Source organism: Rheinheimera sp. (assembly GCF_037442345.1).
Taxonomy (GTDB): domain Bacteria; phylum Pseudomonadota; class Gammaproteobacteria; order Enterobacterales; family Alteromonadaceae; genus Pararheinheimera.
The window spans coordinates 109159-135668 of the sequence record NZ_JBBIQL010000005.1 but is presented as its reverse complement, the minus strand read 5'-3'; the positions used below and the strand labels follow the sequence as shown (position 1 = coordinate 135668).

General features: G+C 53.5%; 27 protein-coding genes and 1 riboswitch. Of the genes, 12 read left to right on the top strand and 15 right to left on the bottom strand.

Annotation, left to right across the window (positions count from 1 at the left end; all coding sequences use genetic code 11):
• The first annotated feature begins 43 nt into the window (after nt 1-43).
• Genes gpmM through WKJ04_RS04345 form a run of 3 tightly spaced genes read left to right on the top strand, consistent with a single transcriptional unit; the run spans nt 44 to nt 3783 of the window.
• The gene (gene gpmM, locus WKJ04_RS04355; RefSeq protein WP_337879279.1) at nt 44-1585 is read left to right on the top strand and encodes a 2,3-bisphosphoglycerate-independent phosphoglycerate mutase; all 1542 of its coding nucleotides are present in this window, start codon (nt 44-46) and stop codon (nt 1583-1585) included.
• Nucleotides 1585-2742, top strand: a complete 1158-nt coding sequence (locus tag WKJ04_RS04350; RefSeq protein WP_337879278.1) for a peptidoglycan DD-metalloendopeptidase family protein — start codon at nt 1585-1587, stop codon at nt 2740-2742. Before gpmM ends, WKJ04_RS04350 begins: the two co-directional genes overlap by 1 nt.
• A 3-nt stretch (nt 2743-2745) precedes the next feature.
• Nucleotides 2746-3783 (top strand): divergent polysaccharide deacetylase family protein, encoded by a 1038-nt coding sequence (locus WKJ04_RS04345; protein ID WP_337879277.1) that lies wholly within the window; start codon nt 2746-2748, stop codon nt 3781-3783.
• Between the two features lie 45 nt (nt 3784-3828).
• Here the strand turns inward: WKJ04_RS04345 and WKJ04_RS04340 are convergent, their stop codons facing one another.
• The 3 genes from WKJ04_RS04340 to rpoH all read right to left on the bottom strand — a co-directional run bounded on the left by WKJ04_RS04340 (nt 3829) and on the right by rpoH (nt 7123).
• Nucleotides 3829-4422, bottom strand: coding sequence for a DUF1566 domain-containing protein (locus WKJ04_RS04340; RefSeq protein ID WP_337879276.1), 594 nt, complete (start codon nt 4420-4422; stop codon nt 3829-3831).
• Nucleotides 4419-5849, bottom strand: a complete 1431-nt coding sequence (locus tag WKJ04_RS04335) for a DUF1566 domain-containing protein (protein WP_337879275.1) — start codon at nt 5847-5849, stop codon at nt 4419-4421. The genes WKJ04_RS04340 and WKJ04_RS04335 overlap by 4 nt, the downstream gene beginning before the upstream one ends.
• A gap of 422 nt (nt 5850-6271) precedes the next feature.
• Nucleotides 6272-7123 carry an RNA polymerase sigma factor RpoH gene (gene rpoH / locus WKJ04_RS04330; RefSeq protein WP_337842936.1) on the bottom strand — a complete coding sequence of 284 codons (852 nt, stop codon included), beginning with the start codon at nt 7121-7123 and terminating at the stop codon, nt 6272-6274.
• Between the two features lie 214 nt (nt 7124-7337).
• On the opposite strand from rpoH, the gene WKJ04_RS04325 reads away from it, so the two are divergent.
• Nucleotides 7338-8552 (top strand): EAL domain-containing protein, encoded by a 1215-nt coding sequence (locus WKJ04_RS04325; protein WP_337879274.1) that lies wholly within the window; start codon nt 7338-7340, stop codon nt 8550-8552.
• Nucleotides 8553-8579: 27 nt separating this feature from the next.
• Here WKJ04_RS04325 and ftsX read toward each other — a convergent pair whose 3' ends face one another.
• From ftsX to ftsY, 3 genes are read right to left on the bottom strand one after another with little or no spacing between them, the layout of a single operon-like run.
• A complete protein-coding gene (gene ftsX, locus WKJ04_RS04320) occupies nt 8580-9560 on the bottom strand; it encodes a permease-like cell division protein FtsX (RefSeq protein WP_337879273.1) in 981 nt (326 codons plus the stop codon).
• A complete protein-coding gene (gene ftsE, locus WKJ04_RS04315; RefSeq protein ID WP_337842933.1) occupies nt 9557-10237 on the bottom strand; it encodes a cell division ATP-binding protein FtsE in 681 nt (226 codons plus the stop codon). Before ftsE ends, ftsX begins: the two co-directional genes overlap by 4 nt.
• 2 nt (nt 10238-10239) lie before the next feature.
• The gene (gene ftsY, locus WKJ04_RS04310) at nt 10240-11439 is read right to left on the bottom strand and encodes a signal recognition particle-docking protein FtsY (RefSeq protein WP_337879272.1); all 1200 of its coding nucleotides are present in this window, start codon (nt 11437-11439) and stop codon (nt 10240-10242) included.
• An 81-nt stretch (nt 11440-11520) separates the two neighbouring features.
• Here ftsY and rsmD point away from each other — a divergent pair, with 81 nt between their 5' ends.
• Nucleotides 11521-12117 carry a 16S rRNA (guanine(966)-N(2))-methyltransferase RsmD gene (gene rsmD / locus WKJ04_RS04305; protein WP_337879271.1) on the top strand — a complete coding sequence of 199 codons (597 nt, stop codon included), beginning with the start codon at nt 11521-11523 and terminating at the stop codon, nt 12115-12117.
• A 50-nt stretch (nt 12118-12167) separates the two neighbouring features.
• Here rsmD and WKJ04_RS04300 read toward each other — a convergent pair whose 3' ends face one another.
• Nucleotides 12168-12539, bottom strand: coding sequence for a DUF3718 domain-containing protein (locus tag WKJ04_RS04300; protein ID WP_337879270.1), 372 nt, complete (start codon nt 12537-12539; stop codon nt 12168-12170).
• Nucleotides 12540-12706: 167 nt separating this feature from the next.
• Nucleotides 12707-12790, bottom strand: a riboswitch (cyclic di-GMP riboswitch).
• Between the two features lie 83 nt (nt 12791-12873).
• The gene (locus WKJ04_RS04295) at nt 12874-13503 is read right to left on the bottom strand and encodes a YjaG family protein (protein WP_337879269.1); all 630 of its coding nucleotides are present in this window, start codon (nt 13501-13503) and stop codon (nt 12874-12876) included.
• Between the two features lie 79 nt (nt 13504-13582).
• On the opposite strand from WKJ04_RS04295, the gene WKJ04_RS04290 reads away from it, so the two are divergent.
• Nucleotides 13583-14050 (top strand): DUF2721 domain-containing protein, encoded by a 468-nt coding sequence (locus WKJ04_RS04290; RefSeq protein WP_337842927.1) that lies wholly within the window; start codon nt 13583-13585, stop codon nt 14048-14050.
• On the opposite strand, the gene WKJ04_RS04285 is transcribed toward WKJ04_RS04290, so the two are convergent.
• From WKJ04_RS04285 to WKJ04_RS04275, 3 genes are all read right to left on the bottom strand, one after another.
• The gene (locus WKJ04_RS04285) at nt 14037-17249 is read right to left on the bottom strand and encodes a PAS domain S-box protein (RefSeq protein WP_337879268.1); all 3213 of its coding nucleotides are present in this window, start codon (nt 17247-17249) and stop codon (nt 14037-14039) included. The genes WKJ04_RS04290 and WKJ04_RS04285 overlap by 14 nt on opposite strands.
• 109 nt (nt 17250-17358) lie before the next feature.
• Nucleotides 17359-18006 carry a response regulator transcription factor gene (locus tag WKJ04_RS04280; protein WP_337879267.1) on the bottom strand — a complete coding sequence of 216 codons (648 nt, stop codon included), beginning with the start codon at nt 18004-18006 and terminating at the stop codon, nt 17359-17361.
• Nucleotides 18003-19133, bottom strand: a complete 1131-nt coding sequence (locus tag WKJ04_RS04275) for a histidine kinase (RefSeq protein WP_337879266.1) — start codon at nt 19131-19133, stop codon at nt 18003-18005. Before WKJ04_RS04275 ends, WKJ04_RS04280 begins: the two co-directional genes overlap by 4 nt.
• 135 nt (nt 19134-19268) lie before the next feature.
• On the opposite strand from WKJ04_RS04275, the gene WKJ04_RS04270 reads away from it, so the two are divergent.
• From WKJ04_RS04270 to WKJ04_RS04250, 5 genes are all read left to right on the top strand, one after another.
• Nucleotides 19269-19997: a hypothetical protein gene (locus WKJ04_RS04270; protein ID WP_337879265.1), complete on the top strand. Its 729-nt coding sequence runs from the start codon at nt 19269-19271 to the stop codon at nt 19995-19997.
• A 190-nt stretch (nt 19998-20187) separates the two neighbouring features.
• The gene (locus tag WKJ04_RS04265; RefSeq protein ID WP_337879264.1) at nt 20188-20751 is read left to right on the top strand and encodes a sigma-70 family RNA polymerase sigma factor; all 564 of its coding nucleotides are present in this window, start codon (nt 20188-20190) and stop codon (nt 20749-20751) included.
• The gene (locus tag WKJ04_RS04260; RefSeq protein ID WP_337879263.1) at nt 20726-21373 is read left to right on the top strand and encodes a hypothetical protein; all 648 of its coding nucleotides are present in this window, start codon (nt 20726-20728) and stop codon (nt 21371-21373) included. Before WKJ04_RS04265 ends, WKJ04_RS04260 begins: the two co-directional genes overlap by 26 nt.
• The gene (locus WKJ04_RS04255) at nt 21370-22290 is read left to right on the top strand and encodes a hypothetical protein (protein WP_337879262.1); all 921 of its coding nucleotides are present in this window, start codon (nt 21370-21372) and stop codon (nt 22288-22290) included. Before WKJ04_RS04260 ends, WKJ04_RS04255 begins: the two co-directional genes overlap by 4 nt.
• Nucleotides 22291-22359: 69 nt before the next feature.
• The gene (locus WKJ04_RS04250) at nt 22360-22992 is read left to right on the top strand and encodes a 2OG-Fe(II) oxygenase (RefSeq protein ID WP_337879261.1); all 633 of its coding nucleotides are present in this window, start codon (nt 22360-22362) and stop codon (nt 22990-22992) included.
• A 15-nt stretch (nt 22993-23007) separates the two neighbouring features.
• Here WKJ04_RS04250 and ubiA read toward each other — a convergent pair whose 3' ends face one another.
• Together ubiA and WKJ04_RS04240 are read right to left on the bottom strand one after the other, a co-directional pair.
• Nucleotides 23008-23880 (bottom strand): 4-hydroxybenzoate octaprenyltransferase, encoded by an 873-nt coding sequence (gene ubiA / locus WKJ04_RS04245; protein WP_337879260.1) that lies wholly within the window; start codon nt 23878-23880, stop codon nt 23008-23010.
• Nucleotides 23877-24389, bottom strand: coding sequence for a chorismate lyase (locus WKJ04_RS04240; protein WP_337879259.1), 513 nt, complete (start codon nt 24387-24389; stop codon nt 23877-23879). The genes ubiA and WKJ04_RS04240 overlap by 4 nt, the downstream gene beginning before the upstream one ends.
• A gap of 302 nt (nt 24390-24691) precedes the next feature.
• Here WKJ04_RS04240 and WKJ04_RS04235 point away from each other — a divergent pair, with 302 nt between their 5' ends.
• Nucleotides 24692-25111 (top strand): flagellar basal body-associated FliL family protein, encoded by a 420-nt coding sequence (locus tag WKJ04_RS04235; protein ID WP_337842915.1) that lies wholly within the window; start codon nt 24692-24694, stop codon nt 25109-25111.
• Between the two features lie 30 nt (nt 25112-25141).
• On the opposite strand, the gene WKJ04_RS04230 is transcribed toward WKJ04_RS04235, so the two are convergent.
• Nucleotides 25142-25972: a rhomboid family intramembrane serine protease gene (locus WKJ04_RS04230; RefSeq protein ID WP_337879258.1), complete on the bottom strand. Its 831-nt coding sequence runs from the start codon at nt 25970-25972 to the stop codon at nt 25142-25144.
• The gene (gene glpE, locus WKJ04_RS04225; RefSeq protein ID WP_337879257.1) at nt 25965-26291 is read right to left on the bottom strand and encodes a thiosulfate sulfurtransferase GlpE; all 327 of its coding nucleotides are present in this window, start codon (nt 26289-26291) and stop codon (nt 25965-25967) included. Before glpE ends, WKJ04_RS04230 begins: the two co-directional genes overlap by 8 nt.
• Nucleotides 26292-26510 lie beyond the last annotated feature (219 nt).

Here is a 26510-nt window from a genome sequence, read left to right as displayed (position 1 = left end):
GCCGCATTAGCGTAAGCAGAACAGTTGGTTGCGGAGAGCAGGTATGACGCCAAAAAAACCTTTAGTCTTAGTGATTCTGGATGGTTGGGGTTACCGTGAAGAGCGGGAATATAACGCCATTTTACAGGCCCGCACCCCTGTGATGGACAAACTCTGGGCCAACTATCCACACACACTGATTTCAGGCTCAGGCATGGACGTGGGCTTGCCGGACGGTCAGATGGGTAACTCTGAAGTTGGTCACGTCAACCTGGGCTCAGGTCGGGTGGTGTACCAGGACTTTACCCGCATTACCAAATCCATCAGCGATGGCGACTTCTTTGAAAATCCGGTATTGACCGATGCCTGTCAGGCCGCGGTGCAGGCCGGTAAAGCCGTGCACATTATGGGTTTGTTGTCGCCAGGGGGCGTGCACAGCCATGAAGATCACTTAATTGCGATGATTGATCTGGCCAGGCAACAAGGTGCTGAACAGATTTACCTGCACGCCTTTCTGGATGGCCGTGACACGCCGCCACGCAGTGCCGAAGCTTCGCTGGCGCGGGTCGAAGCACACTTTAACGCCCTGGGCACAGGCCAGATTGCCTCCATTATCGGCCGTTATTATGCAATGGACCGCGACAAACGCTGGGACCGTGTAAAAGCCGCCTACGACCTGCTAACCCAAGGCAAAGCTGAGTTTCAGGCCGACAATGCCGTCGCCGCCCTGCACGCCGCTTACAGTCGCGATGAAAACGATGAATTCGTCAAAGCGACGGCCATACGGACGCCATCAGGCCAGGTGGTCAGTATGAACGATGGCGACAGCCTGATTTTTATGAACTTCCGTGCCGACCGGGCCCGCCAGTTCAGCCGCGCCTTTACTGACGTGGGTTTTAGTGGTTTTGTCCGGGAAAAAACACCAGCGCTGAGCCGTTTTGTGATGCTGACCGAATACGCCGCCGATATCAAAGCGCCCTGCGCCTATCCGCCAGAAAGTCTGAATAATGTGTTGGGCGAATGGTTGGCCAAACACCAGAAAACCCAGCTGCGTATTTCTGAGACCGAAAAATACGCCCATGTCACCTTCTTCTTCAGTGGCGGCCGTGAAGACTTATTCGAGGGGGAGCAACGCATTCTGGTGGAGTCGCCGAAAGTGGCAACCTACGATTTACAGCCAGAAATGAGCTCAACAGAACTGACTGACAAATTGGTTGGTGCCATCCACAGTGGCGAGTTTGATGTGATTATCTGCAACTACCCGAATGGCGATATGGTGGGTCACACCGGTGTGATGAGCGCTGCCATTGCCGCAGTGGAAGCCGTGGATCACTGCATTGGCCGGGTGGTCGAAGCGCTGCAGCAAGTGGGAGGCGAATGTTTGATTACCGCCGACCATGGCAATGCCGAACAAATGATGGATCCGGAATCTGGCCAGGCCCATACCGCCCACACCAGCGATCCGGTGCCTCTGATTTATGTTGGCCGGCCGGCCGAAGTAATTCAGGGTGGCATTTTAAGTGATATAGCCCCGACTATGTTACATCTGATGGGCATGCCTGTGCCTGCAGAAATGACCGGCAAAGTGCTGATGAAAACCCACTGATGCAAGTATCCGTTGTCCATACATTGACACAGCAGGGCCTGGCTCTGCTGTGTTGCTTTGGTTTGCTTGCCCCTCTGGCCGCCCAGCAACAACAGGAAGTGCAGCAGGAGCTGAACCAGCTTAAAGACCAAATCCAGCAAACCGAAAAAGAACTGAAGCAGCAGCAACACGCCTTTGCCAAAGCACAGGAGTTGCTGAAATCGGCCGATCAGTCTCTGGCGAAACTGGCAGCGCAGCTTCGCAGCAGTCAACAACGACTGGCTGAACTGACGCAGCAGCAACAACAGTTGACGGTGCAGCAGCACCAACTGCAGCAAGAGTTTGAACGGCAAAAGTCCTTGCTGAGCCAGCAAATCCGTGGCGCTTTTGTCGCTGGTCAGCATGATTACAGCAAATTGTTGCTGAACCTGGATGACCAGCAAAAACTGGAGCGGGTGTTGACTTATTATCAGTACCTGAATAAAGCCCGCACCGGCGCCCTGACAGCCTTGAATCAGACCGCGACTGAATTGCAGCAGGTGCAGCAGCAACTGCAGTCCCGGACTGAGGAGCAACAGCTGGCGCAGCAACAGCTGGAGCAGCAACAGGCGGAACTGAAAGAGGCCCGCGTCAGCCAACAGGCGTCAGTGAAAAAAATTCAGGCTTTTCTTGCCAGCAACCAACAGCAACTGGAGTACCTGAAGCAAAACGAACAAAGCCTGCAAAGCACCCTGAGCAAACTGAAAGCGGCAGCGCTGGCCGCCAAACAGCGGCTGGATATACCGAAAACCAAAGGCAACCTGCCCTGGCCTGTACGGGGCGACATACTGCAAAGTTATGGCGAGCAGCGCCTTGCTGGTGTCAGCTCCCGCGGCATTCTGATCGCCGCCGCTGAAGGCACACAGGTGAAAGCGGTCGCGGCCGGACAAGTGCTGTATGCTGACTGGCTGAAGGGGTATGGTTGGGTCATTATTGTCGACCATGGCAGTGGGGTCATGAGCCTGTATGGTCATAATCAGGCGCTGCTGAAAAAACCAGGTGAAGCCGTGGCGTCCGGGGAAGCTGTGGCTTTGGTTGGCGCCAGTGGTGGCCAGGCGCAAAGTGGCCTGTATTTCGAGATCCGGCAAAAAGGCAGCGCCATTAACCCGGTCAGCTGGTTACAGAAAAGGGCGGGTTAACAGATGAAATGGCTGTTGGCATGTTCCGTTCTCTGTTGGTCAACACTGGCGCTGGCTCAGGCCAAACTGGTGATCGTGATTGACGATATAGGGTACCACCAGACCGATTACCGCCTGCTGGAGCTGGATTACCCTCTGACTTATGCCGTGATCCCCCATACCCGTCACAGCACCGCCATGGCGCAGGCTGCAATGCAAAAAGGCCGGGACGTGATTCTGCATATGCCGATGGAATCGGCCCGCCGCGCCGACTTAAGCAAAAATGCCCTGAAAGTGACGATGAACCAACAGCAAATTGAGCAGATGCTGGATGCCGCTTTTGCTGATGTGCCGCAGGCCATTGGCATGAATAACCATATGGGCAGCTATTTTACCGAGCAGCATCAGGTAATGGATTGGACCCTGGCCTATTTGGGACGGCGAAAACTGTTTTTCCTCGACAGCAAAACCACCGCCAAAAGCACGGCCGCCCGTTACGCCAGTCTGCATCAGGTCCCCTTGCTGACCCGTCAGGTTTTTCTGGACAATGACCGCAGCTATGCTGCACTGGACAAACAATTTAAGCAGGCACTGCAGCTGGCCAAACAACATCAGCAGGCCATTGCGATAGGCCACCCTTACCCGGAAACTTACCAGTACCTGCAAAAGAACCTGGCCAGCATTGCCAGGGCCGGAGTGGAACTGGTGCCTTTGTCAGCGCTGTTACCTGAAGATTACCCACTGGTACGGGCCAATCAAAGCCTGCCTGTGCATCAGGCAATAGCTCAGCAGGCAACAACAGAACAACACCCGACGACAGAATCCAAGGCGACCAATCAACCCCTGATGCCTGAGACCATGGCCGCCCAGGTGATCCTGCAGCAGGAGCAGGCACTGCAACCTGAATACGCCATACCTGAATTACTCAATCCTTTGACTCTGCCTGCAAAGCAGGAAGCCAGTGTACCGCTGTATCAGCATTATCAGCCGAAAACCAACCCGACAGCGGTTCAGGTTCTCCCCTTGCCTTTTTACCAGCTAGGCAGCGGACCCGGGGCCTGAGTTGCAATAGCATGGCCACGGTAGTCAACCGGCGGATGCCTTACTTTATGGGGCAGTTCGCACCAGACGGATCACTCCGCCGATACCAGCGCCAGATTCGCCTTCATCCCAGCTTTGTATCACCATGCCCGTGGTAAACCAGACAGGCCAACCCCTCACCACACCATTCACAACTACAGGGGACGATGTCCAATACCAGCTGTTATGAGTCTGAGGGAATATCTGGCTATTGATACTGGGGTAAAGACAACGCTGCTCGACGATAGACGCCAGTTCATGTTTATTCGGCAACCGCCAGTCACTATAGCCGGCAAATACCTCGCCTTCCGCAGCAGCTAAAGCAGTAGTCCAGCTAAATACATGTTGGTACTGGCCTGAGCAGGTCATTCCATCCCACTGCTGACCCAGGCTGCAACGCATCCACATAAGACCAGTGCTATTGTGCGTGACGGTGCCATCCGGATGCACAGTAAAATCGACAGAGGGGGTACTGGCTACAACAGCCCCATTCTCATAATTGCACATAGCTTCGACAGCCTGTGCGGAAGTGAAGCCTCCAGCCAGGCTCAGCACAGATAACCAAAACGACGCTGTATTCATCGAAATTATTCTCCTGGTTTTGCCTTTTGCCTTATTCATTGCCCACCCCGCACTAACCGCAGATGGGCAAAGGGCGTTGCCGTCGACTCGCTACTTTTCAACCTTGATACCAAGCTGCCGTTACTAAAATCAACCACCCAGGCCGAGGATAAAACGCCAGTGTCATCCAGCTGCGCGAAGGGCACAGCAGTCCAATACAAACCTGACATCGTATTCGGAAAATACGCAGGAGCGACCAGAGGTGGCTGGCCCGCATGGTACAAAATGCTACTCAGCTCGATCCGGTCCGGCAAGCGCCAATCTGAATGGCCACAAAGCCCTTGTTGATTGATCTGCTGCACAAAAGCCGCAGTGTCACAGCTGCTGCCGCTGCATTGACCTGCATTTTGTTTGCCGGCATAGCCTCCATTCACCTCAGGATCGGGTTGATACCAGCTGTATCTGTGTTGCTGATCCCTCAGGCCTCCGTCGGCAGTTTTTACTTCCCAGGTAAGCCCGGTATGATTGTCTCGCACACAACTCCATACCGCAGCATCATCAGGCAGTGTCTCGCCATTTACTCCGAGTTTACTGAAGTCAAAACCGGCTTCCCCTGCACCTGCTTTTACCAACTGCTGTTTAGCTGCCTGAGCATCGCGGCCATACTCAGCATCCTGTCCAGCCGCTTCTGGCACCGGGCAAGGCAGGCTGGTCTGCGTTTCGCTGGCACAAAGGCTGATACCTGTATCGTTCAGCTTGCGGGTTCCTGCCGAGGTATAAGTATCAGCAATGAAATTCGCTGTCACGGTACAGTCCTGATGAACTGACTCGATCCGGTATTGCTCTGCATCTAATGAACCGTCACAACCCTGGACAATACCAATGTGGTAACCAGGGTCAGCAGTCAATGTCAGAATAGCTGGCACACCAACCGCTACTCTTTGTGAAGCCGGGCTGATAGTTCCGCCTTCTGACGCAGTAGCTGTTACAACAAAATCCTGTGAGGCAAAACTGGCCTGGATCTGGCAACTGGCAGTCACATTGGCTGTGGTGTAGACAGAACCTGTTAAGCTGCCACCACACCCTGTCACTGAATCAATACGATAACCTGCTGCCGGGTTCAGGGTAAAACTAGTGCTTTGGCCATGATTCACCTTAACTGAGGCTGGGCTAATGCTGCCACCGGCGCCAGCACTGGCCGTCAGACTATAGCTATCCAAACTGAAACTGGCTTGCACACTGCAGGCACCGCTGATGCCAGCGGTGGTAAAAATATTGCCGTTGAGACTGCCCCCACAACCACTAACGGCACTTATGCTGTAACCAGTTTCAGCAGTCAACGTAAAAGTCACTGTTTGCCCGCTTTGTACATTGACGCTGACTGGGGACACGCTGCCACCCAAACCCGCACTGGCACTGACCTGGTAATTCACAGCCGCCTTTGCATCACCCCCTCCGCCGCCACATCCCGCCAGTCCAAACGACATAACCAAGCCAGCGAAAATCCTCACCTTCGAATCATCAAGCTGCATATTCACTCCTGTTAAGCGAGATTATTTATCGCCCTTTCCCCTCAGTTCTGCTGCGATCAGTTGCAGCGGACAGAAATAATGAGCGAGTCCAGTAGTCGGCTAAATTAGAGTCAGCAAAGCCAGGAAACAGGCAGGAGATGGCAACGAAAAAAGCCTTGATAACCAATCCATTGCGTCGTCTTTAGCGTCCTTCGATTTTAGCTTACCCAAGTTAAAGACAAAGTTATAGCTTTTTTTGGAACCCATTGAAAAGCGGATGAGGCTGAGAAATGAAGTCTGATTTTACTCCGACACCGACAATGCTGAACTTCAAGCGGCAAGTTGAAAAACAAGAAAGCCGGCGGGTCGCCGGCTCTCACTATCTACTTTTGTTTGGCTCAGGCTGCCATAGCCGCCTGCAGTTTTTTCATCGCATTTTTTTCCAGCTGACGCACCCGCTCCGCAGACACCTGATAACGATCGGCCAGCTCTTGCAGTGTCATTTTGTTCTGGTCCAGCCAGCGAGCCCGGATAATATCCTGACTACGCTCGTCCAGAGTGCGGACAGCGGCCTGCAGACGGTCGACTGCAGCATTGTCCCACTGGTCTTCTTCAATACGGTTGGCTAAATCAGAGCCTTTGTCTTCCAGGTAATACACCGGCGCTGTATAGCTTTCGTCGTCATCGTCCGGTGCATCAAACGGCATATCATGGTTGCTCATGCGGGCTTCCATTTCCAGCACTTCGTGCTCCGGCACCCCTAAGGACTCGGCTACGTTTTTCACTTCTTCCTTGCTGAACCAGCCTAAGTGTTTTTTCGCCTTACGCAGGTTAAAAAACAGTTTCCGCTGAGCCTTGGTCGTTGCCACTTTGACAATACGCCAGTTTTTCAGCACAAATTCATGAATTTCTGCTTTGATCCAGTGCACTGCAAAAGAAACCAGCCGCACACCTACCGAAGGGTCAAAGCGCTTGACTGCTTTCATCAGGCCAATATTACCTTCCTGGATCAAGTCACTGATTGGCAATCCATAACCTGAATAACTGCGCGCAATATGCACCACAAAGCGTAAATGCGACATAATCAGCTGGCGGGCCGCTTCCAGATCGCCATCCTGATGTAAACGTTCGGCTAAAGCGCGTTCTTCTTCGGCGCTGAGCATAGGGATGGAACTGACTGCATGAGTATAAGCTTCCAGGCTGCCGCTACCGGCCACTGTCAGCGTCATCAACTGAGCTGTTTGCGTCATTTAAAACCCCTTTCATTTCTGAATTGCGACCGATATTAGCACTCTTTAACGGAGAGTGCTAAATATTTTTTGCCAGCTTTTAAGATCCAAATTTTCTAATACTGCTATTTTAATAATATCTGCTCATATAGAGTGTAGCTGTCCGGAAATACGATAAATTTAGAGTTCTTCTCAGCATATACACTCAACCAATAAACATAACTGAGGCGGTACGATGTATTGTTATGTGGCCAGACAGCCCATTTTTGATCAGAATAAAGAAGTAACAGGTTATGAGCTGTTGTTCAGAGACGGAATCGAGAATAGCTTTCCAAATATCAATGCCGACGAAGCCACCTCCAAGCTGATTACGCAACACCACCTGATGTTGGGGGTTGAAAAAATCACCGGTGGTAAACAGGCTTTTATTAACTTCTCTGCCGATACCCTGATCCACCATTTCCCTACATCTATTGATCCAAACGCCATCGTCATTGAAATTCTGGAAACTGTCGAGATCAGTGATGAACTGCTGACCGCCTGCAAAGAGCTGCATAACATGGGCTATCGGCTGGCGCTGGACGACCATGATTTTGATCCCAAGTGGGATGTGTTCTTACCTTATGTGCATATTCTGAAAATTGATGTCCGGCAATTTAATGTGCTGGAAATCAGTCGTTACTTGCGACGGGTCCGGCCCTATGCCTTGACCTTGCTGGCCGAAAAAGTCGAAACCGCTGAAGAATTTGCCCAGTTGCAAACGCTGGGGTTCGACCTGTACCAAGGCTATTTCTTTGCCCGCCCTGAAATGCTGAAACACAAACAGCTGGGGTCAAATAAGCTCAATCTGCTGACCCTGATCAGTGAATCCAGTAAAGTGCAGCTGGATTTTGACAAGCTGGCCGGCATTATGCAGCGCGACCTGGATATGTCCTATAAGCTGCTACGTTTCATCAACAGCGCCAATTTCGCCCGTAAGCAAACCATTGGTTCACTGAAACATGCCATGGTCTATATGGGTGAAGCAGAGCTGAAAAAATTTATTTCGTTGCTGGCTTTGGCGAACCTGGCCGAAGGGCAATCTGACGAGCTCTTGGTGATGTCATTGATCCGGGCCCGTTTCTGTGACCAGCTAGCGGCCATTCGTGGCGATCAGGAAAACCCGCCTGCCGCTTTTCTGACTGGCCTGTTTTCGCTGGTCGATGCCCTGCTGGAACAACCACTGGACGAATTACTCTCCCAATTACCTTTATTGGATGAAATTAAAGCCGCTTTGCTGCAAGGCGAGGGCACGCTGGCGCGTTATCTGGAATTGCAAACCACCTTTGAACAAGGCCTCTGGCAACAGCAAACTAAATTATCGGCCGCGTTGGTGCCAGCCGGCGTGGATTTAAACCGGGTGTATCTGGAAGCGGTGGAATGGGGTCAGAGCCTGTTGAAAGTGCGTTAAAAAATGTGTCCGCAAAAGCGGCCGGGGTCAAACCCCTGCCGCATCTATCTGCATAATAGTACGGCGCACCGCCAGGTAAGACCCCAGCAGACCAAGCAGTATGGCTCCCAGCAGCAGGTAACCCAATTCAGCCAGGCTCATAGGTTGCAACTGAAAGCTGCCTTCATACAACTGGGTCACCCTGGCAATGCCTTGCTCCAGCCACCACATCAGTACTTCTTCAATCAGAAACGTCAGCACGCCGCCAAATAACCCCAGCCAGATCCCTGTGTACAGAAAGGGCCGCTGAATGTAAGAATCCGTGGCACCAACCAGCTTCATCACTTCAATTTCGTCTTTTTTACTTAAAACCATCAGACGAATGGTATTGCCAACCACCAGCAATAAGGCCAACACCAGTAATAGGGCCACGGCCACAGCCGCCTGACGCACCAGCGATACTATGGCGTCCAGCCGCTCCAGCCAGCCAATATCCAGCTTGGCTATTTCAATATAACGTTCCTGTTGCAGCTGTTTTAACAACGCGGATGCAGCAGCAGCTGAGGTATCAGCCGGAGTGACCAGCACCACATGAGGCAAGGGATTGTCGTCCAGATAATCCAGTGAATCACCAAAACCTGAGCTTTGTTTGAACTCGGTCAGCGCCTGACCTTTATCGATAAACGCCACTGCCGCAATCTGCGGGTCAGCCTGCAGCAGCGCCAGCAACTCCGCAATTTGGGTTTCATTGGTGTCCTGCTGCAAAAACAGACTGATTTGTGCCGCTTTGTCGACCCCCTGCCCCACCTGCTGCAGGTTTTTCACCACCAGATGCAATGTCACAGGCAGAGTCAGGCTGACGCCAATCACGGCCACAGTCAGCAAAGAGGAGGCAGGTGTCAGCCAGATTTCGCCAAGGCTGGTGACCGCCTGACGTAAATGTGCCACCCAAAACATCACAAACTTACGCCACAGGCTGACTTTCGCTGCAGTGGCCCCTGTGGCCCGGCCCTGGAACAGAATACTCATTCGTCCGCTCCCCAGCTCAGACCGTCGTTAATCATGCGGCCACTGCGCAACGTCAGGGTGCGATAACGCATACGCGCCAGCAGGCTTAAATCATGGCTGGCGATAAGCACCGACACCCCTACCTGATTAAAGGCTTCAAACACACCCATAATTTCTTTGGATAACTCCGGATCCAGGTTGCCGGTCGGTTCGTCTGCCAGTAACAGAGGCGGACGGTTCACCACGGCACGGGCAATGCCAACCCGTTGCTGCTCTCCACCAGACAAGGTGTGAGGCAGGCAACGGACTTTATCCAGCAGCCCCACTTTATCCAACGCGGCATGCACCCGCTTGGCCATATCTTTACCACTGAAGCCTTCAATGACCAAAGGCAAAGCCACGTTGTCAAACACTGTGTGGTTCATCAACAGCTTATGGTTCTGAAAAATCATGCCAATATCGCGACGTATATAAGGCACCTGACGCTGACGGATTTTGCTCAGGTCCACGCCGTTAATAAAGACTTTCCCTGCGCTTGGTCTTTCGATCAGGCTGATTAAACGCAACAGGGTACTTTTACCTGCTCCGGAGTGGCCGGTTAAAAACGCCATTTCGCCTTTTTCCAGCTCAAAGCTGACCCGGTCCAAGGCCACAAAACCACCACTGTATCCTTTGGTCACCTGTTCAAAACGCAACATGCTCAGAGATCCCGGTTAAACAAGGCTTTAATAAAGTCCTGGCTGTGAAACACCCGTAAATCGTCAATGCCCTCACCAACACCAATGTAACGGATAGGCAGACTGAACTGGTCGGCAATCGCAAAAATCACCCCGCCTTTGGCGGTACCATCCAGTTTGGTCAGGCTGATGCCGGTAATGTCCACCGCCTCTTTAAATAACCGGGCCTGGCTCAGCGCATTCTGGCCTGTGCCAGCATCCAGCGTCAGCATCACTTCGTGCGGCGCTGCATCGTCGATTTTCTTCATCACCCGGACAATCTTTTTCAGCTCTTCCATTAAGTGCGCTTTGTTTTGCAGACGACCGGCGGTGTCGGCAATCAACACATCCACATTCCGTGCTTTGGCCGCCTGATAAGCGTCAAAAATTACCGAAGCACTGTCGGCACCGGAGTGCTGGGCAATCACCGGAATTTGGTTGCGTTCGCCCCAGACCTGCAGCTGTTCGACGGCTGCAGCCCTGAAAGTATCGCCAGCCGCCAGCATCACCGTTTTGCCCTGTTGCTTAAACTGTTGGGCCAGCTTGCCGATGGTGGTGGTTTTCCCGACCCCATTAACCCCAACCATCAGAATCACATAAGGGCCATTGGCGCCATCCAGCTGCAGCGGCTGTTCCACTTTTTGCAGCATGTCGGCCATTTCCTGCTGCAGTTTGTCGTACAGAGCGTCCGCGTCTCGCAGTTGCCTGCGATCCGCGTGTTGCACCAGTTGCCTGATCAGTTTCTGGCTGGTCTCCACACCCACATCAGCCAGAAGCAACTGAGTTTCGAGCTCTTCGTACAGCTCATCGTCAATTTTTTTACCACTGAACAGGCTGGCCAGGCCATTACCTAAGTTCTGACTGGTTTTACTCAAGCCCTGACGCAAGCGGGCAAAAAAGCCGGTTTTGGCGGCGGCGGTGCTGGCTGCGGCTTCGGGCTGGTTTGCGGCAGCGGGCAGCGCTGCGGCCGATTCAGTGTCAATGGAAGGTGAAATTTCTTTTTCTGCAACCAGCTCTGGTTGCACTGCCTGTTCCACCTGAGGTTCTGCCACACGCACTGTGGCGTCACTGCTGGGCTCGGGCTGAATGGCTTTGTCTTGTTCAGCGTCAACAGTTTTGGGCTGTTCATTCTGTGGCTTTTTGCCAAACCCCAGCCAGGAAAACAGTTTATTTTGCGTAGTCATAAAGCTCGATGCCAGAAGATTGGAAACTAAGGTAAAATCGGCGCTTATAGTACCATCTTTAAGATGCAGGGCAAAAACTCAATGAAAACAACCCGCCAGAAAAACAGCCCCTCCCACCAGGGGCCTGGTTATGTCCGGCTGATCAGCGGCCGCTGGAAAGGTCGGCGTTTGCCGGTGCTGGATGCCCAAGGGCTCAGACCCACCTCAGACCGGGTGAAAGAAACCCTGTTTAACTGGCTGATGCAGGATGTGGCCGGTGCGGTCGTGCTGGACTGCTTTGCCGGTTCCGGTAGTCTGGGGCTGGAAGCCTTGTCCCGTTACGCGGCTTCGGTTCTGCTGCTGGAAAAAGACGCCCAAACCGCCGCTTTGCTGAAAAAACACCTGCAAAGCCTGAACAGCTCCGAAGGTGCAGTGCACCACACCGATACGCTGCTGTGGCTGCAAAAACCTGCCACCACTCAATTTGACCTGGTGTTTATTGACCCGCCATTCCGGCAACAGCTGGCATTGCCCACCTGCCAGGCACTGGCCAGCCAGGGCTGGTTAAAACCCGGCGCTTTGGTGTATCTGGAAACCGAAAAAGAACTGACATTACAGGACATACCTGCAGGCTGGACTTTGCTGAAGGAAAAAATAGCCGGGCAGCTGGCTTATCGTTTATGGCAAGCCGCAGAGTAAAAAACAAAAAGCCATGCAATCGCATGGCTTTTTTGTCACACCGGGCTGAATTAGCTGGCGCTGCGTGTTTTGATCACTTCCAGGATAGGCGACGCAGCAAAACCGTTGCTGTTTGCCCATTCAATGTCACCTGATTGAGCAACCTGGCTGCTCGGTAACTGCTTGATGATGAATTCTGCAGTATCCGCAGCGTTGTTTTTAATGGCAAAACGTACCAGTGGTAAACCATCACAGCTGATGCCGTCATACACAGCTTTTAAACGCATGCGGTTGTCAGACAGTGTCTTACGCAGGTTGTTTTTGTTGTTGTCTGCCACATAAGCACAGATAGACTGAGCTAACTGGTCGTTGGCAGAAGCCTCTGGGGCAACGAACTGGGCAGCAACAGCAGCAGCGATTAAAGCAACAAATTTGAATTTCATGTCAAAAGCTCCGGATTAAGCTAAGCCTGATTTCAGGCAGATTCATGGTTGTTCAGGCTGACTACTGCTACAGCAACAAAGCCGCTGCTGTGATATCAGCAAACACGAAAGGAGGAGCTTGGGACATCAGTAATCTGATGGATGCGCGTCCTACATAACCTCCTGGTTACGGCAGCCCAGCCATCATAGGTTTCCCCTTAGACCTGAAGCTTTGCGTGTACTCCCTTTCGGGAGACTTGCCTTTCGAGCGGTGCGCATTGTAAATAGCGAATAAAATTCGCGCAACAAAATTTTTTAAGGTTTTTTAATTAGTTAAACTAATAGTACCTAAAACTCACTGATCGGATTGATTATTTTCTGTACTAAACTCCATACCCAGATTGGTCAGACCTTGTTCCTTTACCCAAGCCTTCAGCCGCTGTACATCGGTTTTCTCGAAGCTTTGTATAGGACGCACCAGCTCAATCAGTTCAGCAAGACAATCCATTTCATACTGCATCAGCCCGTGGTCCCGAACATGCTTTTTCAGTTCAGCTTCTGAGCTGATCTCCAGCGCTTCCGCTTCCCACTCAATCAGCCGCGCCACTGTGGCCTGAGAAATTTTGGCCACATTGATAAATTCAGCGGCGTCCTGAGAGGAAATACCATTGAGCATACTGTCCAATGCCGTCGCGGTGTCGATGGCCGGATAGACACCGAAGAGGTCAAAATTGGCCTGATCCGGGGTGGCCAGTTCCAGCTCTTCCGCCAGCCGTTCAAAGTTAATTTTGACCCGACGGACAAAAAGCCATTCCCACACCATATTCAGAATATCGCGGCATAACTTGGCATCCCCAAACTCAGTGACTTCAGCAAACAGCTGGTAATTCGGCAACATACGCTCCAGTAAAGCCGCCGCAATGGCCGCCTGCTGGTAATACCCAAGTTCACGCATCATCTGGAAATTATTGGCTTTTTGTTTCATGCTGGAGACTCCGTGCCGCTATCGGCTGGCATCATACACAACAGCTGAAGTTTATGCCAAACCCAACGGACAGCCAGTGATGGCTGCTTTGTTTGCTGAACTGGAGTTTTTTATGGATTTATCGCTGATGACGATCACCACCCCGGCTTTATTATTTCCGGCCATTTCGCTGTTACTGCTGGCGTACACCAACAGGTTTCTGGTGCTGGCCCAGCTGATCCGGCAGCTCAATACCCGCGAAGGCAACCAGGTGCGGGAGCTGGCCAAACGCCAGATTGAAAACCTGCGCAAACGGGTATTTCTGATCCGTTCCATGCAGCGCTGGGGCGTGATCAGTTTCGTGCTCTGTACCCTGTCGATGTTTTGCCTTTTTATGCAATGGCAGCTCGCTGGCCAATGGAGTTTTGCCGCCAGTCTGGCCGCATTGATGTTGAGTTTATTGGTGTCTTTGTACGAAATTCAGATTTCCTGTAACGCCATTCAGATTGAACTGGAATCACTGGAGCACCCGGCTTCGCAGCAGCAGAACAGTATCAATCTGCCGTAACACTGGCACCGGCCTGCGGAAAGCTGCACCAGAACGTGGCACCCTGGCCGGGTTCAGATGAAAAACCAATCTGGCCCCCCATGCTTTCTACCAGTTCTTTGGAAATCGCCAGGCCAAGGCCTGTGCCACTGCTGTGGCGGCTGTCGGACGAATCTGCCTGGGAAAATCGTTTAAACAAACGCTGATGAAACTCCGGCGCAATGCCTGGGCCCCGATCTGTCACCGAAATCCTGGCCTGCTCACCCGCTGCGTCCAGCTGCACTGTCACCAGCGCGCCAACAGGCGAAAACTTGATGGCGTTGCTGAGAAAATTCGACAGCACCTGAATAAAACGTTTGGCATCCAGTACTGAGCGTAACTCGCTGTTGCCAGCAGCAAACTCCAGGCGGATTTGTTTCTCCTGTGCCAGCATCCGGTTTAGTTCCAGCGCCTGGTGCACCAGCGGCAACAACAACTCCGCTTTATGCTCAAATTGCATTTTACCGGCCGCTATTTTTTCGATATCCAGCAAATCATTGATCAGACTGGTCAGGCGCTGACTGTTTTTATGCGCTATACGCACCAGTTCAGCCGCCTGAGGTTCAAGACTGCCCACAATGCCGTTATCCAGCAGGCTCAAAGCGCCGGCAATGGAGGTCAGCGGGGTACGGAGTTCATGGCTGACGGTTGAAACAAATTCGTTTTTCAGCTTCTCAACCCGTTTACGGTCTGAGATATCCCGCACAGTACAGATATAAAGTAAACGTCCCTGGCGGCGGATTTGTGAGACCGCCAGCTCCATGGCAAATACCTGACCATGGGCATTCTGCCCTTCCAGCTCGCGATTTTGACCCAGCACCGGAACCTGGCCTGGCAGCGGAAAATACGCAGCCTGTTTTTGCTGTTGCCGGGCACTGGCCGACAACAATTCGGTGGCATAACGGCCTGTCAGCTGGTCGGCGCTGCTGTCAAACATCTGCTGTGCGGCCGGGTTGACGCTGGCAATACGGCCGCTTTCATCAATGGTGATAATGCCATCCACCACGTTATTCAGCACAGTCTGGGTATGCTGGGCATATTCTTTACTGATTTGTTCAGCATCTTTGCGCTGTGCTACTGTCAGGGTTTGTGCCATCACCGCCGCCACGGCACTGACAAAAGCTTCTTCGTCACTGTGCCATTGCCGGGCCGGACCAATGTGTTCCAGGCACACCACCCCAACCACTTTGCCCGCCAGCAGAATGCCACCGTCCAGCATCGAGGTAATACCAAGGGGTTTTAAATAGACTGAACTGAATTCACTGGTCGCCGGATCGGTCTGGGCATAGTCTGCGCAAATCCAGCCTTTGGCCGCTATGGTGTCAAAATACACCGGGAAATCACTTTTTCGCAGCACCATCTGGTCCTGATGCACAGGCCCGCCTTGTTGGTACAGTGCCAGACAAAACATCTCATCACCGGCATCGGACAACATCCAGACGCTGACTCTGTTGCACAACACCGCTGCAGAGGTGGTTTTAGCCAGCACTTGGGCAAATGCCAGGCGATCCCCTAAAGACACGGCTTCGTTCAGCACCAGCTGAGTCAGTGCACTGCGTTGCCGCTCGGTGCGTTGCTGTGCTTCCTGCGCTGCGGCTTCGGCTTCTTTCCGGCTCTGGATATCCTGACACAGGATCACAAAACCTCCGGCTTCGCCCTGCTCATTCTGCACTGCATCGCACTCCAGACTGAGCCAGCGGGCTTTGCTGTGACCAAGCTGGCAGCGGCATTCCAGCGTAAAACTTTTACTTTGCGCCAAAGCCTGCTCCATTTGCAGCAGCTTGCCATCAGGGTTGGCCTCCGCAAGCGTCTGGCTGAAGGCCCGTCCTTGCAATTGCCCCAGGCTCAGGCTGGCCAGCCGCTCAAAAGCCTGATTGACCCATTCAATCTGCCCCGTGCTATTGAGTACCACCACCCCATTACTGGTGCGACTGACCGCCAGCGACAGGCGCTGCAAGGACAAAGAATCGACTTCAATCCGCTGTTCCAGCTGTAAAAATGACTGGTCCAGCCGCAGTGCCATTTGTGCCAGCGCCTGGCTTAATACATTGACTTCCCTTACTGCACTTTCAGGCACAGGCAAATGGGTGGCTGAGCCCTGTTCCAATTGTTGCGCCCATTCTTTTAATGCCATCACAGGCTGCGACAATTGCCGGCTCAATAACCAGCCCAACAACGCAAAGACCAGTACCGCCCCCATCATCAGCAAGCCACTTTGGCGCTGGCTGGCATACGCCTGCTGCATCAGTTGCTGATTGTTGACCAGAACCAGAATGGATAACTGCAACCCGGCGGGATCCTGGAAAGACTGGAAAAAAGTCTGGTAGTCCTGCTGCTGCCAACGCAGCTGCTGCTGGACTGGCCCTCCCTGAGCAAAGGCATCCAGCAAAGGGGCGACTGAGGTTTGGGGAGGCGGAACCTGACTGCTGGCCAGCAGTTGCCGATCCTCGCTGACGATAAAGATAGTCGCCCCGACCTGCTGACCCAATTCGCTGACAAACTGCTGTAACCAGTCCAGACTGATATCTGCGGCAACGACCGCCTGCAATTCGCCGTCGTTACCATACCAGGGTGTGGCCAGCCCTATGCCCTGACCTTTAAAATGCCGGTAGGAATACAAGGGATACCAGCTGGTCCTGCCTTGCCGTACAGCTTGCTGAAACCACTCACGCTGCCGGGCATCGTACAGGGCAGGAGACTGCAATCTGGCCTGAGCTTTGCCTGTTTTGTCCAGTTCATACTGACTGCGCATCAGTTGCTGATTATCCCAGGACGAAAGCAGGGTCATCGACCCCTGCACCGGATTGCGCTGAATCCCCAGGTAACGGCCATCGGCCGCGCCCACAGATAAGTAGGTCAGTTGCGGGTAGTGCTGCATTTGCCAGTTGAAAAAGCCTGACAACAACTCCGTCTGTCCGGATGAAATTAAACCGGACTGCAGCATTTGCCGGCTCGATTCTGCCGCCAGCCTGGGCACAGACAATAGCTGTTCCAACTGGTGTTTGACCTGAGCCGTGGTTTGTCTGGCTAATTGGGATGCATAGCTGTTGGCGGCCTGATGGGCGTTGTAATACGAAATCAGGATCAGCAAGGCACCAAACAACACAAACAGCCCCAGTACGGGCCAGGAGAAAAACGCCCGCAGTGGAACTCCAGAAGATGATTTGAACTCAGAACTCAACCGCTATGCCCTCGTTTCCCTGGCTGCCTTTCATCACGTACAGAACTGTTGGTTTCCAGTATAGCGGCTAAAAAAGGAAAGACGACAAAATCCAAACAAAATGAGCGGCTTAGCGTTGTTGTATTAAACCAAGTTCCAGCCCAAGTAACACAGCTCTGGTTCTGTCCCTAACCCCAAGTTTAATCAGAATACTGGAGATTTGGTTTTTAATGGTGCCTTCCGACTTGTACAAAGCTGTGGCTATTTCTTTGTTGGAGTAGCCCCCGGCCATCAGCTGCAGTATTTCCAGCTCTTTTTCAGATAAAGCGTCGATGTCATGGCGGTCAGCAGGCATAGCGGCAGGTTTGATCCCGGCCAGCAGCCGCTCTGTCACACTGCTTTGAAAACAACTGCCACCTTGGGTCAGGGTGACGATAGCCTGAGTCAATGCCTGCAACGACACATCCTTGAGCAAATAACCTCTGGCACCCAGCTGAATGCTTTGCAGCACCAGGTCATGTTCTTCAAAGGTGGTCAGGATCAGCACCGGCAGGTTCAGACCGGCTTGCTGTAACAACCGCAGTGCACCTATGCCATCACAAACTGGCATCGACAAATCCAGCAGGATCAGGTCCGGCTGATGTTGCCGGACTGCGGCAACCACTTCAGAACCGTCTTTGCATTCAGCGACCACACTGACCTGACCGGACAAGGCCAGCAGACTTTTAATGCCTTCGCGGATCAGCGTCTGATCATCCACCAGCAACACCCGGATCATAGCGCCTCCTTCGGCAACCGCAGCAACAGCTGCATTTGCCCCTGGGAGTCACTGCACTGCAATTCAGCCCCCAGCAAAGCAGCCCGCTCCTGCATACCCCGCATGCCATTCCCGGCCAGCCAGCCCGGCTGCACCCGTCCGTTATCGCGGATCAGCAACTGCACGGCCTCTTCATCTTCGCTCGAAATCACTGTCACTTCAGTGGCTCCGCTGTGTTTCAGGCTGTTGGTCAATGCTTCCTGGATAATCAGCAGCACCTGTTCGGCCTGTTGCACTGAGGTCAGTGGCAATTCGGCCTGCCAGTCTGTTGTCAGCTGCAGACGCGGCAACGCCGCTGCCAGCTCACTGACGGCCTGTTGCAGGTCCAGCACCCGGTGCTGGCGCAGTTCAGACACAGCTTCCCGCACATCGGCCAACAGCAGGCGGGCCAGTTGCTGGCAGGTGGCCACTGTGGCTTTGACCTGGTCGGTGGCCTGGTGCTCTGCAATTTGCAAATGAATACTCAATCCGGTCAGGTGATGACCCAGCACATCGTGCAAATCCCGTGCTATCCGGCTGCGTTCCTGCTGCTGGGCGCTGGCTTTAAGTAATTGTTGCGCCAGCACCAGTTGTTGATGCTGTTGCTCCAGCTGTTGCCGGGCCTGCTGTTCCGACAAGGTCTGTTTCATCATCAGCAAGGCAAAGCCATGAAAAGAACCGTATAACAAAGCGGAAATCCACAAGGACCGCTGTTCCAGCCAGGCATCCACACCAAACCACAGGCACAGCAGCCCAAAGGTGATCAGCAGTGCCCGACGGAACGGCACGAAATAAGGCAGAACCGACACCCAGATAATGCTCAGAATGGCCAGATAATCCAGCGGCAACAACCAGTTCAGTGCCAGGGCAGAGCCCAGCTGCAGTAAATACAGCAGCCATCCGGCCCGGCTGCCAGGTGCACAGTGGCTCCCCTGCCGGGTCAGCAGCAGAAAACAACCGCAGTACAAGAAAAATAACGGGATCAGCAAAGGCCAAAGCGCCCGGAGCTCAGGTGACGAGGCCGTTAAATACAGGCTCAGCAGAAAGACCAGCAACCAGGTCAGCCCCCCTGCCAGCACATCCAAACCTAAAGTTTTTATCCATTGCATGCGTGGAGTATGCCTGATTCCCTTTGGCACTCAATAGGCCAGAAGTCACAAGCAAAAATCCTGACTTCCGGCACCTGCGCCGGCCTGGTGTTGCCTGTAGCCTGAACAAAACCAATCAACAGGGGAGTTTTGACTATGCTGACCATGTTTTATCAGGCCGTCAGCCTGACACATATCATTCTGGGTACCGCCGCTTTGCTCTTGTTCTGGTGGCCTGTGCTCAGCAAAAAAGGCAGCGCCGTGCATCGCAGAACCGGCCACTATTACAGCCTCTGTATGCACAGTGTGGCCGCATCAGGCATTGTGATGACCTTGTTGGTCTGGGGAGCTCCATTGGCGGCCAAACCCGAACTGATGGCCAGAGCCCTGACAGAGCCGCAGCTTTATCAGCGGCTGATGGACCAGAACAGCTTCTTGTTTCTGCTCAGCCTGCTGACCTGGGTGACGATCCGGCATGCTCAGCTTGCGCTGAAAACCCGGCAGGACCGCCGGCTGTTACGTCACTGGGCAGTGCTGGGCCCAGTTCTGCTGCTGGTGGCGGTCAGCGCTGCTGTGTTGCGGCAACAGGGTGCCTATCAGCCTTTGGTGCTGGTGTTTTCGCTGATCAGTCTCGGCACAGCGGCTGGCATTCTGCGTTACACTTTTGCCCGCAACACCACAGCCAACGCCTGGCTGGTGGAACATGCAGTGGCGATGCTGGCCTCAGGTATTGCTGCCTACACAGCGTTCAGCGCCTTTGGTGGCCGGGTACTGCTCAGCTCTCTGTTGCAGGGATACTGGCAGATGTTGCCCTGGTTATTGCCCACTCTGATCGGTCTGCCGGCCATTTTCTGGTACAGACGCAAACTGAACCAAGCCAGTTAAGCAAGACTCAGCCTGCTACCGGCCCGGCACTCTGCCTGGCCGGCTTTTTGTTTTTTGCATATTTATTTCCTTTACTTCTCAGTGAATTAGAAAATATTCTCTGATTATTCTGAAATTTTTTCGCCCGACGCCAAACTATTTACCACACCAGTCCGACTTACTAACAACTTCAGCGGATCCGAAAAACAACGTGTTTAAACGCAGCGACGAAACATTAATAGAAAAGGCCATAGCGGGAGACGCCAAAGCCTGGCAGCAGCTGGTATCCAGATACCAGGCGCCTTTGTACTACTACGCCCTGCGTTTGTTAGGCTCGCCGGACGACGCCCGTGATTTGTTGCAGGACGTACTGATGGTGCTGTGCCGCAATCTGGCGCAGTACCGCGGTGACAGCAGTTTTAAAAGCTGGTTGTTTGGCATTGCCAACTACAGAGCCATGGATATGCTGCGCAAACGCAAAAATCACCAGGAACTGGCGGAAGATTACGATTGCCCGGACGAGGACACCCCCAGTTACGAGCTGCAACTTTATGGTCAGCAGACTCAACGGCTGGTGCAGCAACAGTTACGATTATTGCCGCCGGAACAACGGCTGGTGGTTGAATTGAGGTTTTATCAGCACTTTACCTTTGATGAAATTGCTGAGCAGCTGGCCTTGTCCAGCAATACCATTAAATCCCGGTTTTATGCGGCCTTAGATAAACTGCGTACGCAGTTGGAGTTAGCAGATGTCGAACAGTCAGCAAATTTTTGAAGCCTATCTGGCGGGGAAAATCACCGCCGACGAATGTGAGCAACAGCTGCAGCAGGAGCCGCAGTGGCTGGCCCGGCTCCAGATGAGCCGGATGCTGGAGCGTCAGGCCAAAGCGCCCTTTTATGCGCCAGTGCCTGACGTGGACACGCTGAGCATGTTCCAGCAGCAATGGCAACGCAACAGCCCGGCGAAAAAGGACTGGTGGCCGCGTTTGAGCGTGGCGTTTTCCAGCCTGGCGTTGGTGGTCAGTTTATCGCCGCTGCAGTTTCAGTTGGGCGAAACAGGCCTGACGCTGAGCTGGAACAACCAGCAGCAAATTCAGCAACAACAGCTGGAAACCCTGTTGGCCAGCTACCGTAAAGAACAACATGACTATCTGCAGCAGCAGCTGAACTCCACGACGCAACAACAGGCCTCGCAGCTGATTTTGCTGAAAGATTATTTAACTGAGCAACAAAACAAAGATCGCCGTACAGACATGCTGGAACTGGTGGAATACCTGAACCAGCAACGTCAGGCCGACTGGAACTACTGGCAGGAAAACTACCAGCCGAGCCAGGCACGGCTGGATGTCAATGCGATCGACCCGAATCAACAGCGTAACGGAGCGGTAAACCGATGAGAACTTTGCGCACTATCAGCCTGATGGCTGCTGCAGCTCTGGCAGTTCCTGCCATGGCTGCCACTGAAGTGAACCCCAAACTGGGGCAAAACCTGAGCATTATGCAGGACATTCTGAAAAAGTCCTTAGGCGGCGAAGAGCACAGCGTCGGCCGGGTCAGCCACAGCTACCTGCTGGGTCAGGGGGTGGCTTTTAAAATTGACAGCAGTGGTGGCTGGTTCCGCCATATGCTGCTGGCCCCCACTGCGCCTCTGGCCCCGCTGCCACCACCCCCTCCAGGGGCTGCGATCAGTGCTCCGGCCGCCAAGGCTGTGACTGTGGTCAGCACAGGTGATGGGTTCAGTTTTAATATCGACGAAGAAGCCATTGAAGAGATGGCCGAAGCCGCCGAAGCACTGGCTGAACAGCAAAGAGACCAGAGCGACAAACTGCGCGACTTGCGTGATCAGCGCCGCGACCTGGAACGTGAGCTGCGCGATTACGAACGCACCAAACGCGATTACGAATTCCAGAGCAAAGTGGGCAAACTGGACAGCGGGCAACAAAAAGAGCTGAACGAAGCCAACCAGAAAGCACAGCAAGTACAAAGCAAACTGGCCGAACTGCAAAAAAGCCTGACGGCACAGGAGCAGGAGTACCAGAGAAAACAGGCAGAGCAACAAAAACTGGCCGCCCAGCGTCAGGCCGAACTGGTGGCCAAAATGGGAGGGGTCTTTACGACCACCCTCTGTGACTACGGTGCCAGCCTGCGTGAGCTGAAAGACGATGAATTTGTCTCACTGCAGCTGAGTTTATCCAGTCGCAGCAACAGCAAAGACCACTACTGGCTGGTGCGTAAAGCTGATATTAACCAATGCGTCACGGGCCGGATCAACGCCGCCGATTTACTGAAAAAAGCCAGTTACTACCAGTACTAGTTGACAGCGCTGCGCAGACTGAGTAAAAAGCCGCCACTTGCCCTGGCGGCTTTTTTTGGCTCTGCACTTATGACAACCCCTTACCAATGGCCAGAACCGGAACTTTGGCTGAACCAGTTAAGCGACCCCTTTTATCAGCAAGGTTATGTGGTACTGCCCCAGGCTTTGCCTGCCGATTTGTGCTGGGCTTTGTATCAGGACATACAGCAGCAACCCCTGACCCCGGCCGGAGTGGGCCGCAGCGCTTCACATCAGTTGAACCAGCAGGTAAGGCGTGATCAGACGCTTTGGCTGTCTGAACAGCAACCTGTGCAACAGGCGTACCTGGCCCGTATGGCCGAACTGCAGCAGTGGATGAACCGCCGGTTTTTCCTCGGTTTGGTGGACTTTGAAGCCCATTACGCCCGTTATCAGCAAGGGGATTTTTACCTTACCCATCTGGATGCTTTTGCTGGTCGTTCGAACCGGGTGCTGTCCAGCGTCTGTTACCTGAATGACTGCGACAGTGGTGGCGAGTTACTGATTTATGATGAACAGCAGCTGCTGCTGCAGACTGTGCAGCCCAAAGCCGGCACGCTGGTGCTGTTTGAAAGCTGCCGTTTTCCGCATGAAGTCAAACCCGCGGCGGCTCTGCGGTACAGCATTGCCGGCTGGTTTCGTCACAACACCAGTATTCAGGGTCAGATTGACCCGGCGCGTTAGCGGCAAAACAGGGCATCAGGCCAGCAGTGCGTCTGCCGCAATGCCCAAAAACAACAGCAAGCCACTGTAGTGGTTGTTGAGAAAGGCCTGAAAACAACCCGCTCTGCCCTGAGTGTGAGCCAACCAGTGCTGATGAACAAAACTCAGCGCCATCAGCACAAGACCCAGGTAATACCAAGTCCCTGATGCAGTCGCCATGCCCACCCAGACCATCAGCAACAGAAAAGCCAGTTGCAGCAGTGCAATACTCAGATGGCAGTAACGGCCAAACAGCAAAGCGGTGGACTTCACGCCGATACGGATATCGTCATCCCGGTCCACCATGGCATAAAAGGTGTCGTAAGCCACAGTCCACAGCAGGTTGGCCAGGTACAGCCCCCAGATCCAGCCTGGTACGGTTTCCAGGCTGGCCATAGCCGCCATCGGAATGCCCCAGCTGTATGCTGCGCCCAGCACAAACTGAGGCAAATAGGTAAAACGCTTCATAAAGGGGTACAAAACTGCCAACGCCACGGCCACCAGCGCCAGTAAACGGGTCTGCCAGTTCAGCCACAACAACAGACTGGCCGAGGCCAGCAGCAATAATAAAAACAACTGCAGCGCTTCCGGTGCATTGATCCGCCCGGCCGCCAGCGGCCGCAACCGGGTTCGCTCCACATGGCCATCAAAATGGCGATCAGCATAATCGTTAATGACACAACCGGCAGAGCGCATCAATACGACACCCAGACTGAACACCAGCAGCAGGCCCCAGTCGGGATGACCGGCGGAGGCCAACCAGAGAGCCCACCAGGTTGGCCACAGCAGCAGATAACTGCCAATGGGCCTGTCCAGCCGCATCAACAGCTTGTACTCAGGCCAATGCGCCAGCTGCAATTGCCATTTCATAAGTCTCTGACTCCGGGTAAAAACACTTCCTGCACCAACAGGGGCTGCTGCAACAGGCTGAATACTGAACGCCGCCCCCACAACTGCTGCTGTACACCAAGTTGTGGCAGGGCTAATTCAGGCCAGAATGCCACTTCAATAGGGCCACGTTGCAACGAAGGGTGCTGGAAAATGACGTCGCCCAATGGCTGGTCACCCAGCTGGGCCAGATACTGCAATTCATGCAATGTCGCCAACGGCAGCCAGCTTTGGGCATAGACCACTGGTGTACCATCACACAACAGAATCACCTCACGGCATAAGGCGGCCTCTTGTTGCCAGTGCTGTTGCCATTCGTGTGGCAAGGACGTGCTGCGCTCGGAGACCAGCTGCAGTGAGAAATGCTGACAGTGTTTACGCAGCAACGCAGTCAACGAACCAGCCTCCAGCAGCCAGCGCTGATACTGGGCTGGCACTGAATCGGCGCGGGCAGGATGCCAAAGCCCCTGCAATACAAAATGTGGCTGCATGTCCAATTCATTATTCCGCTGCAGTCATAATGGCGCGCATCATAACAAGGCACAGCGGCTGAACTCAAAAAAACTCTGTAAAATCCCCTGCTTTGTGCACCAGGATCAGCAGATCCCGCCAGGATGTTCTCTGCAGACAGAGGATGCGCAGCGAATCAGTGGGGCGGGCAGGTTTTTCCTGACTGGAAAAATGCGACACAGCAGCTTAGATTAGCAAAAGAATTGCCGCCGCTGATAGCCTAACTCTGTGCCATCAGGTAAGATCACCCCAGTTATTTGATAAAAATGAAAGAGAAACCGGAATGAAACGAGCGCTGATTTTTGCGGTTTTAATGGCAGTGCAAGGCCCGTTATTCGCTCAGGATGCAGCCAACGCCAAACCCAAAGCTGAAATTGCCTATTACCCCTTTGACCCGGACATTGTGACCAACTACGTCACTCCCAGCACCGAAGAACTGGGTTATGTCCGTGTTTCGATGCAGTTGATGCTGAACGACAAAAAATACATTGAAGTCATTGAACACCACGAACCTCTGCTGCTTGACATTATTGTGGATATTCTGAGCAAAGAAACAGCGGACAAACACAAATCGCTGACCGGCCGGGAAGAAATTCGTTTAAAGCTGCTCAGTGAGCTCAAAGAAGTCATGCGTAAAGAAACCGGGCAGGATGTGATCCGGGATGTACTGTACAGCAAGTACCTGTATCACGGTCCGTCTTAACTCCGCCTTGACCTTGTTGCCAGGGCGGAGTCAGCGCCGCCCTGGGATGGCCAGCAGTGCAGCCAGCAGCATTCCCCCCATCAGTCCACCTAAATGTGCCCAGTTGGCCATCGGGATCCACAATAAATCCGCAAAGCCGACCACCAGCCACAGCAGCATAAAACCTGTTAACCCCGGGCTGAGCTGATAACCCCAGGCCGGCTTTAACCAGCCGCAAATCCAGTAAAAACCAAACAGGCCGTAGACCAAGCCAGATAACCCCCCAAAATTCGGGCCCGCCAGCATAAACTGCAGCAGATGGGACGGTAACAACGCAGCCAGCACCAGAGCACCCGCCAGTAATTTACCGGAACGTTTTTCCACTGGCCCCAGCAAATACCAGACCCAGATCAGGTTAAACACCAGATGGGCCCCGGAAAAATGCAGCCAGGCCGGAGTCAGCCAGCGCCAGCCCTGAGCCAGCGAGATCCCTGCCCCAGTTTGCAACTGCAACGCAGAAATCGCCTGCCAGGGGGCCAGTTGCTGCCAGACAAACACCAGCACAGCCGCCAGCCAAATCAGATGGGTCAGCACTCCGCCCTGGGCCCATAACTGCTGCCAGTAACCCGCAAGCCCGGAGTGCCCGGCAGTGAAGGCAGGTTCCGCCTGTTGCCAGGCCGCCGCCTGATAACGCGGGTGGTCTGGCTGCCGGATAAACTCCTGCCACAACTGCTCCACCTGCGCCTGCTCAGACTCGCCACACCAAAGCTCCGCCAGCGCCGATGAGCGCAGCACGGCATGAACCTGCAACCCTTGTGTCAGGCAATAGCTGGCAAACAGTTGGGCGGCCTGAGGTGAATTCAGCTCCAGCAGTTTAATCATGCGAACCTGTGACATAAGGCTGAGTCTGACGCCAGGCTTCAAAACCACCGTCCATGCTGTACACCCTATCAAAGCCCTGCTGGGCCAGGTACTGAGCCGCCCCCTGGCTGGAGTTACCGTGGTAGCAGACCACCACCACAGGCGTGCTGAATTCAGTTTTTTGCATAAACTGGCCAAGGCTGCCATTGGTCAGATGAAAAGCGTCCTGCATATGGCCGGCGGCAAAACTCTGTTCATCCCGGATATCGACCACAACCGCCTGGTCCTGCTGGATTTTTTCAATGGCCTGTGCCACAGAAATACGCTGAAATTCAGTCATAACTTACCTTAAAAGCAAAGAAATTAGCCTCATATACCCAAGTCACTTCCAGATGCGGGTTCCAGCGCCGCTGAATTCTGCATCTTGAAGTCCGTTGGCTATAGTAACCCAGACCCGCTGAAAACCCGAAAGGTTCATTTGTGGCTAAAGCGCCAGATTGCTCAAATTTTACCTTTAGCTCAGCCTCGCTCTCGTATAGAATAGCGGGCCGTTTTTGCC

Excerpts from the sequence above, each read along its gene's own strand:
- WKJ04_RS04240 (WP_337879259.1), bottom strand. The coding sequence starts at position 24,389 with ATGCAGCCACATTTTGTATTGCAGGGGCTTTGGCATCCTGCCCGCGCC.
- rsmD (WP_337879271.1), top strand. The coding sequence starts at position 11,521 with ATGAAAACAACCCGCCAGAAAAACAGCCCCTCCCACCAGGGGCCTGGT.
- gpmM (WP_337879279.1), top strand. The coding sequence starts at position 44 with ATGACGCCAAAAAAACCTTTAGTCTTAGTGATTCTGGATGGTTGGGGT.
- WKJ04_RS04290 (WP_337842927.1), top strand. The coding sequence starts at position 13,583 with ATGGCTGCTTTGTTTGCTGAACTGGAGTTTTTTATGGATTTATCGCTG.
- WKJ04_RS04260 (WP_337879263.1), top strand. The coding sequence starts at position 20,726 with ATGTCGAACAGTCAGCAAATTTTTGAAGCCTATCTGGCGGGGAAAATC.
- WKJ04_RS04270 (WP_337879265.1), top strand. The coding sequence starts at position 19,269 with ATGCTGACCATGTTTTATCAGGCCGTCAGCCTGACACATATCATTCTG.
- glpE (WP_337879257.1), bottom strand. The coding sequence starts at position 26,291 with ATGACTGAATTTCAGCGTATTTCTGTGGCACAGGCCATTGAAAAAATC.
- WKJ04_RS04350 (WP_337879278.1), top strand. The coding sequence starts at position 1,585 with ATGCAAGTATCCGTTGTCCATACATTGACACAGCAGGGCCTGGCTCTG.
- WKJ04_RS04295 (WP_337879269.1), bottom strand. The coding sequence starts at position 13,503 with ATGAAACAAAAAGCCAATAATTTCCAGATGATGCGTGAACTTGGGTAT.
- ftsX (WP_337879273.1), bottom strand. The coding sequence starts at position 9,560 with ATGAGTATTCTGTTCCAGGGCCGGGCCACAGGGGCCACTGCAGCGAAA.
- WKJ04_RS04345 (WP_337879277.1), top strand. The coding sequence starts at position 2,746 with ATGAAATGGCTGTTGGCATGTTCCGTTCTCTGTTGGTCAACACTGGCG.
- WKJ04_RS04250 (WP_337879261.1), top strand. The coding sequence starts at position 22,360 with ATGACAACCCCTTACCAATGGCCAGAACCGGAACTTTGGCTGAACCAG.
- WKJ04_RS04230 (WP_337879258.1), bottom strand. The coding sequence starts at position 25,972 with ATGATTAAACTGCTGGAGCTGAATTCACCTCAGGCCGCCCAACTGTTT.
- ubiA (WP_337879260.1), bottom strand. The coding sequence starts at position 23,880 with ATGAAATGGCAATTGCAGCTGGCGCATTGGCCTGAGTACAAGCTGTTG.
- WKJ04_RS04300 (WP_337879270.1), bottom strand. The coding sequence starts at position 12,539 with ATGAAATTCAAATTTGTTGCTTTAATCGCTGCTGCTGTTGCTGCCCAG.
- ftsE (WP_337842933.1), bottom strand. The coding sequence starts at position 10,237 with ATGTTGCGTTTTGAACAGGTGACCAAAGGATACAGTGGTGGTTTTGTG.
- rpoH (WP_337842936.1), bottom strand. The coding sequence starts at position 7,123 with ATGACGCAAACAGCTCAGTTGATGACGCTGACAGTGGCCGGTAGCGGC.
- WKJ04_RS04325 (WP_337879274.1), top strand. The coding sequence starts at position 7,338 with ATGTATTGTTATGTGGCCAGACAGCCCATTTTTGATCAGAATAAAGAA.
- WKJ04_RS04340 (WP_337879276.1), bottom strand. The coding sequence starts at position 4,422 with ATGAATAAGGCAAAAGGCAAAACCAGGAGAATAATTTCGATGAATACA.
- WKJ04_RS04335 (WP_337879275.1), bottom strand. The coding sequence starts at position 5,849 with ATGTCGTTTGGACTGGCGGGATGTGGCGGCGGAGGGGGTGATGCAAAG.
- WKJ04_RS04235 (WP_337842915.1), top strand. The coding sequence starts at position 24,692 with ATGAAACGAGCGCTGATTTTTGCGGTTTTAATGGCAGTGCAAGGCCCG.
- WKJ04_RS04275 (WP_337879266.1), bottom strand. The coding sequence starts at position 19,133 with ATGCAATGGATAAAAACTTTAGGTTTGGATGTGCTGGCAGGGGGGCTG.
- WKJ04_RS04280 (WP_337879267.1), bottom strand. The coding sequence starts at position 18,006 with ATGATCCGGGTGTTGCTGGTGGATGATCAGACGCTGATCCGCGAAGGC.
- ftsY (WP_337879272.1), bottom strand. The coding sequence starts at position 11,439 with ATGACTACGCAAAATAAACTGTTTTCCTGGCTGGGGTTTGGCAAAAAG.
- WKJ04_RS04255 (WP_337879262.1), top strand. The coding sequence starts at position 21,370 with ATGAGAACTTTGCGCACTATCAGCCTGATGGCTGCTGCAGCTCTGGCA.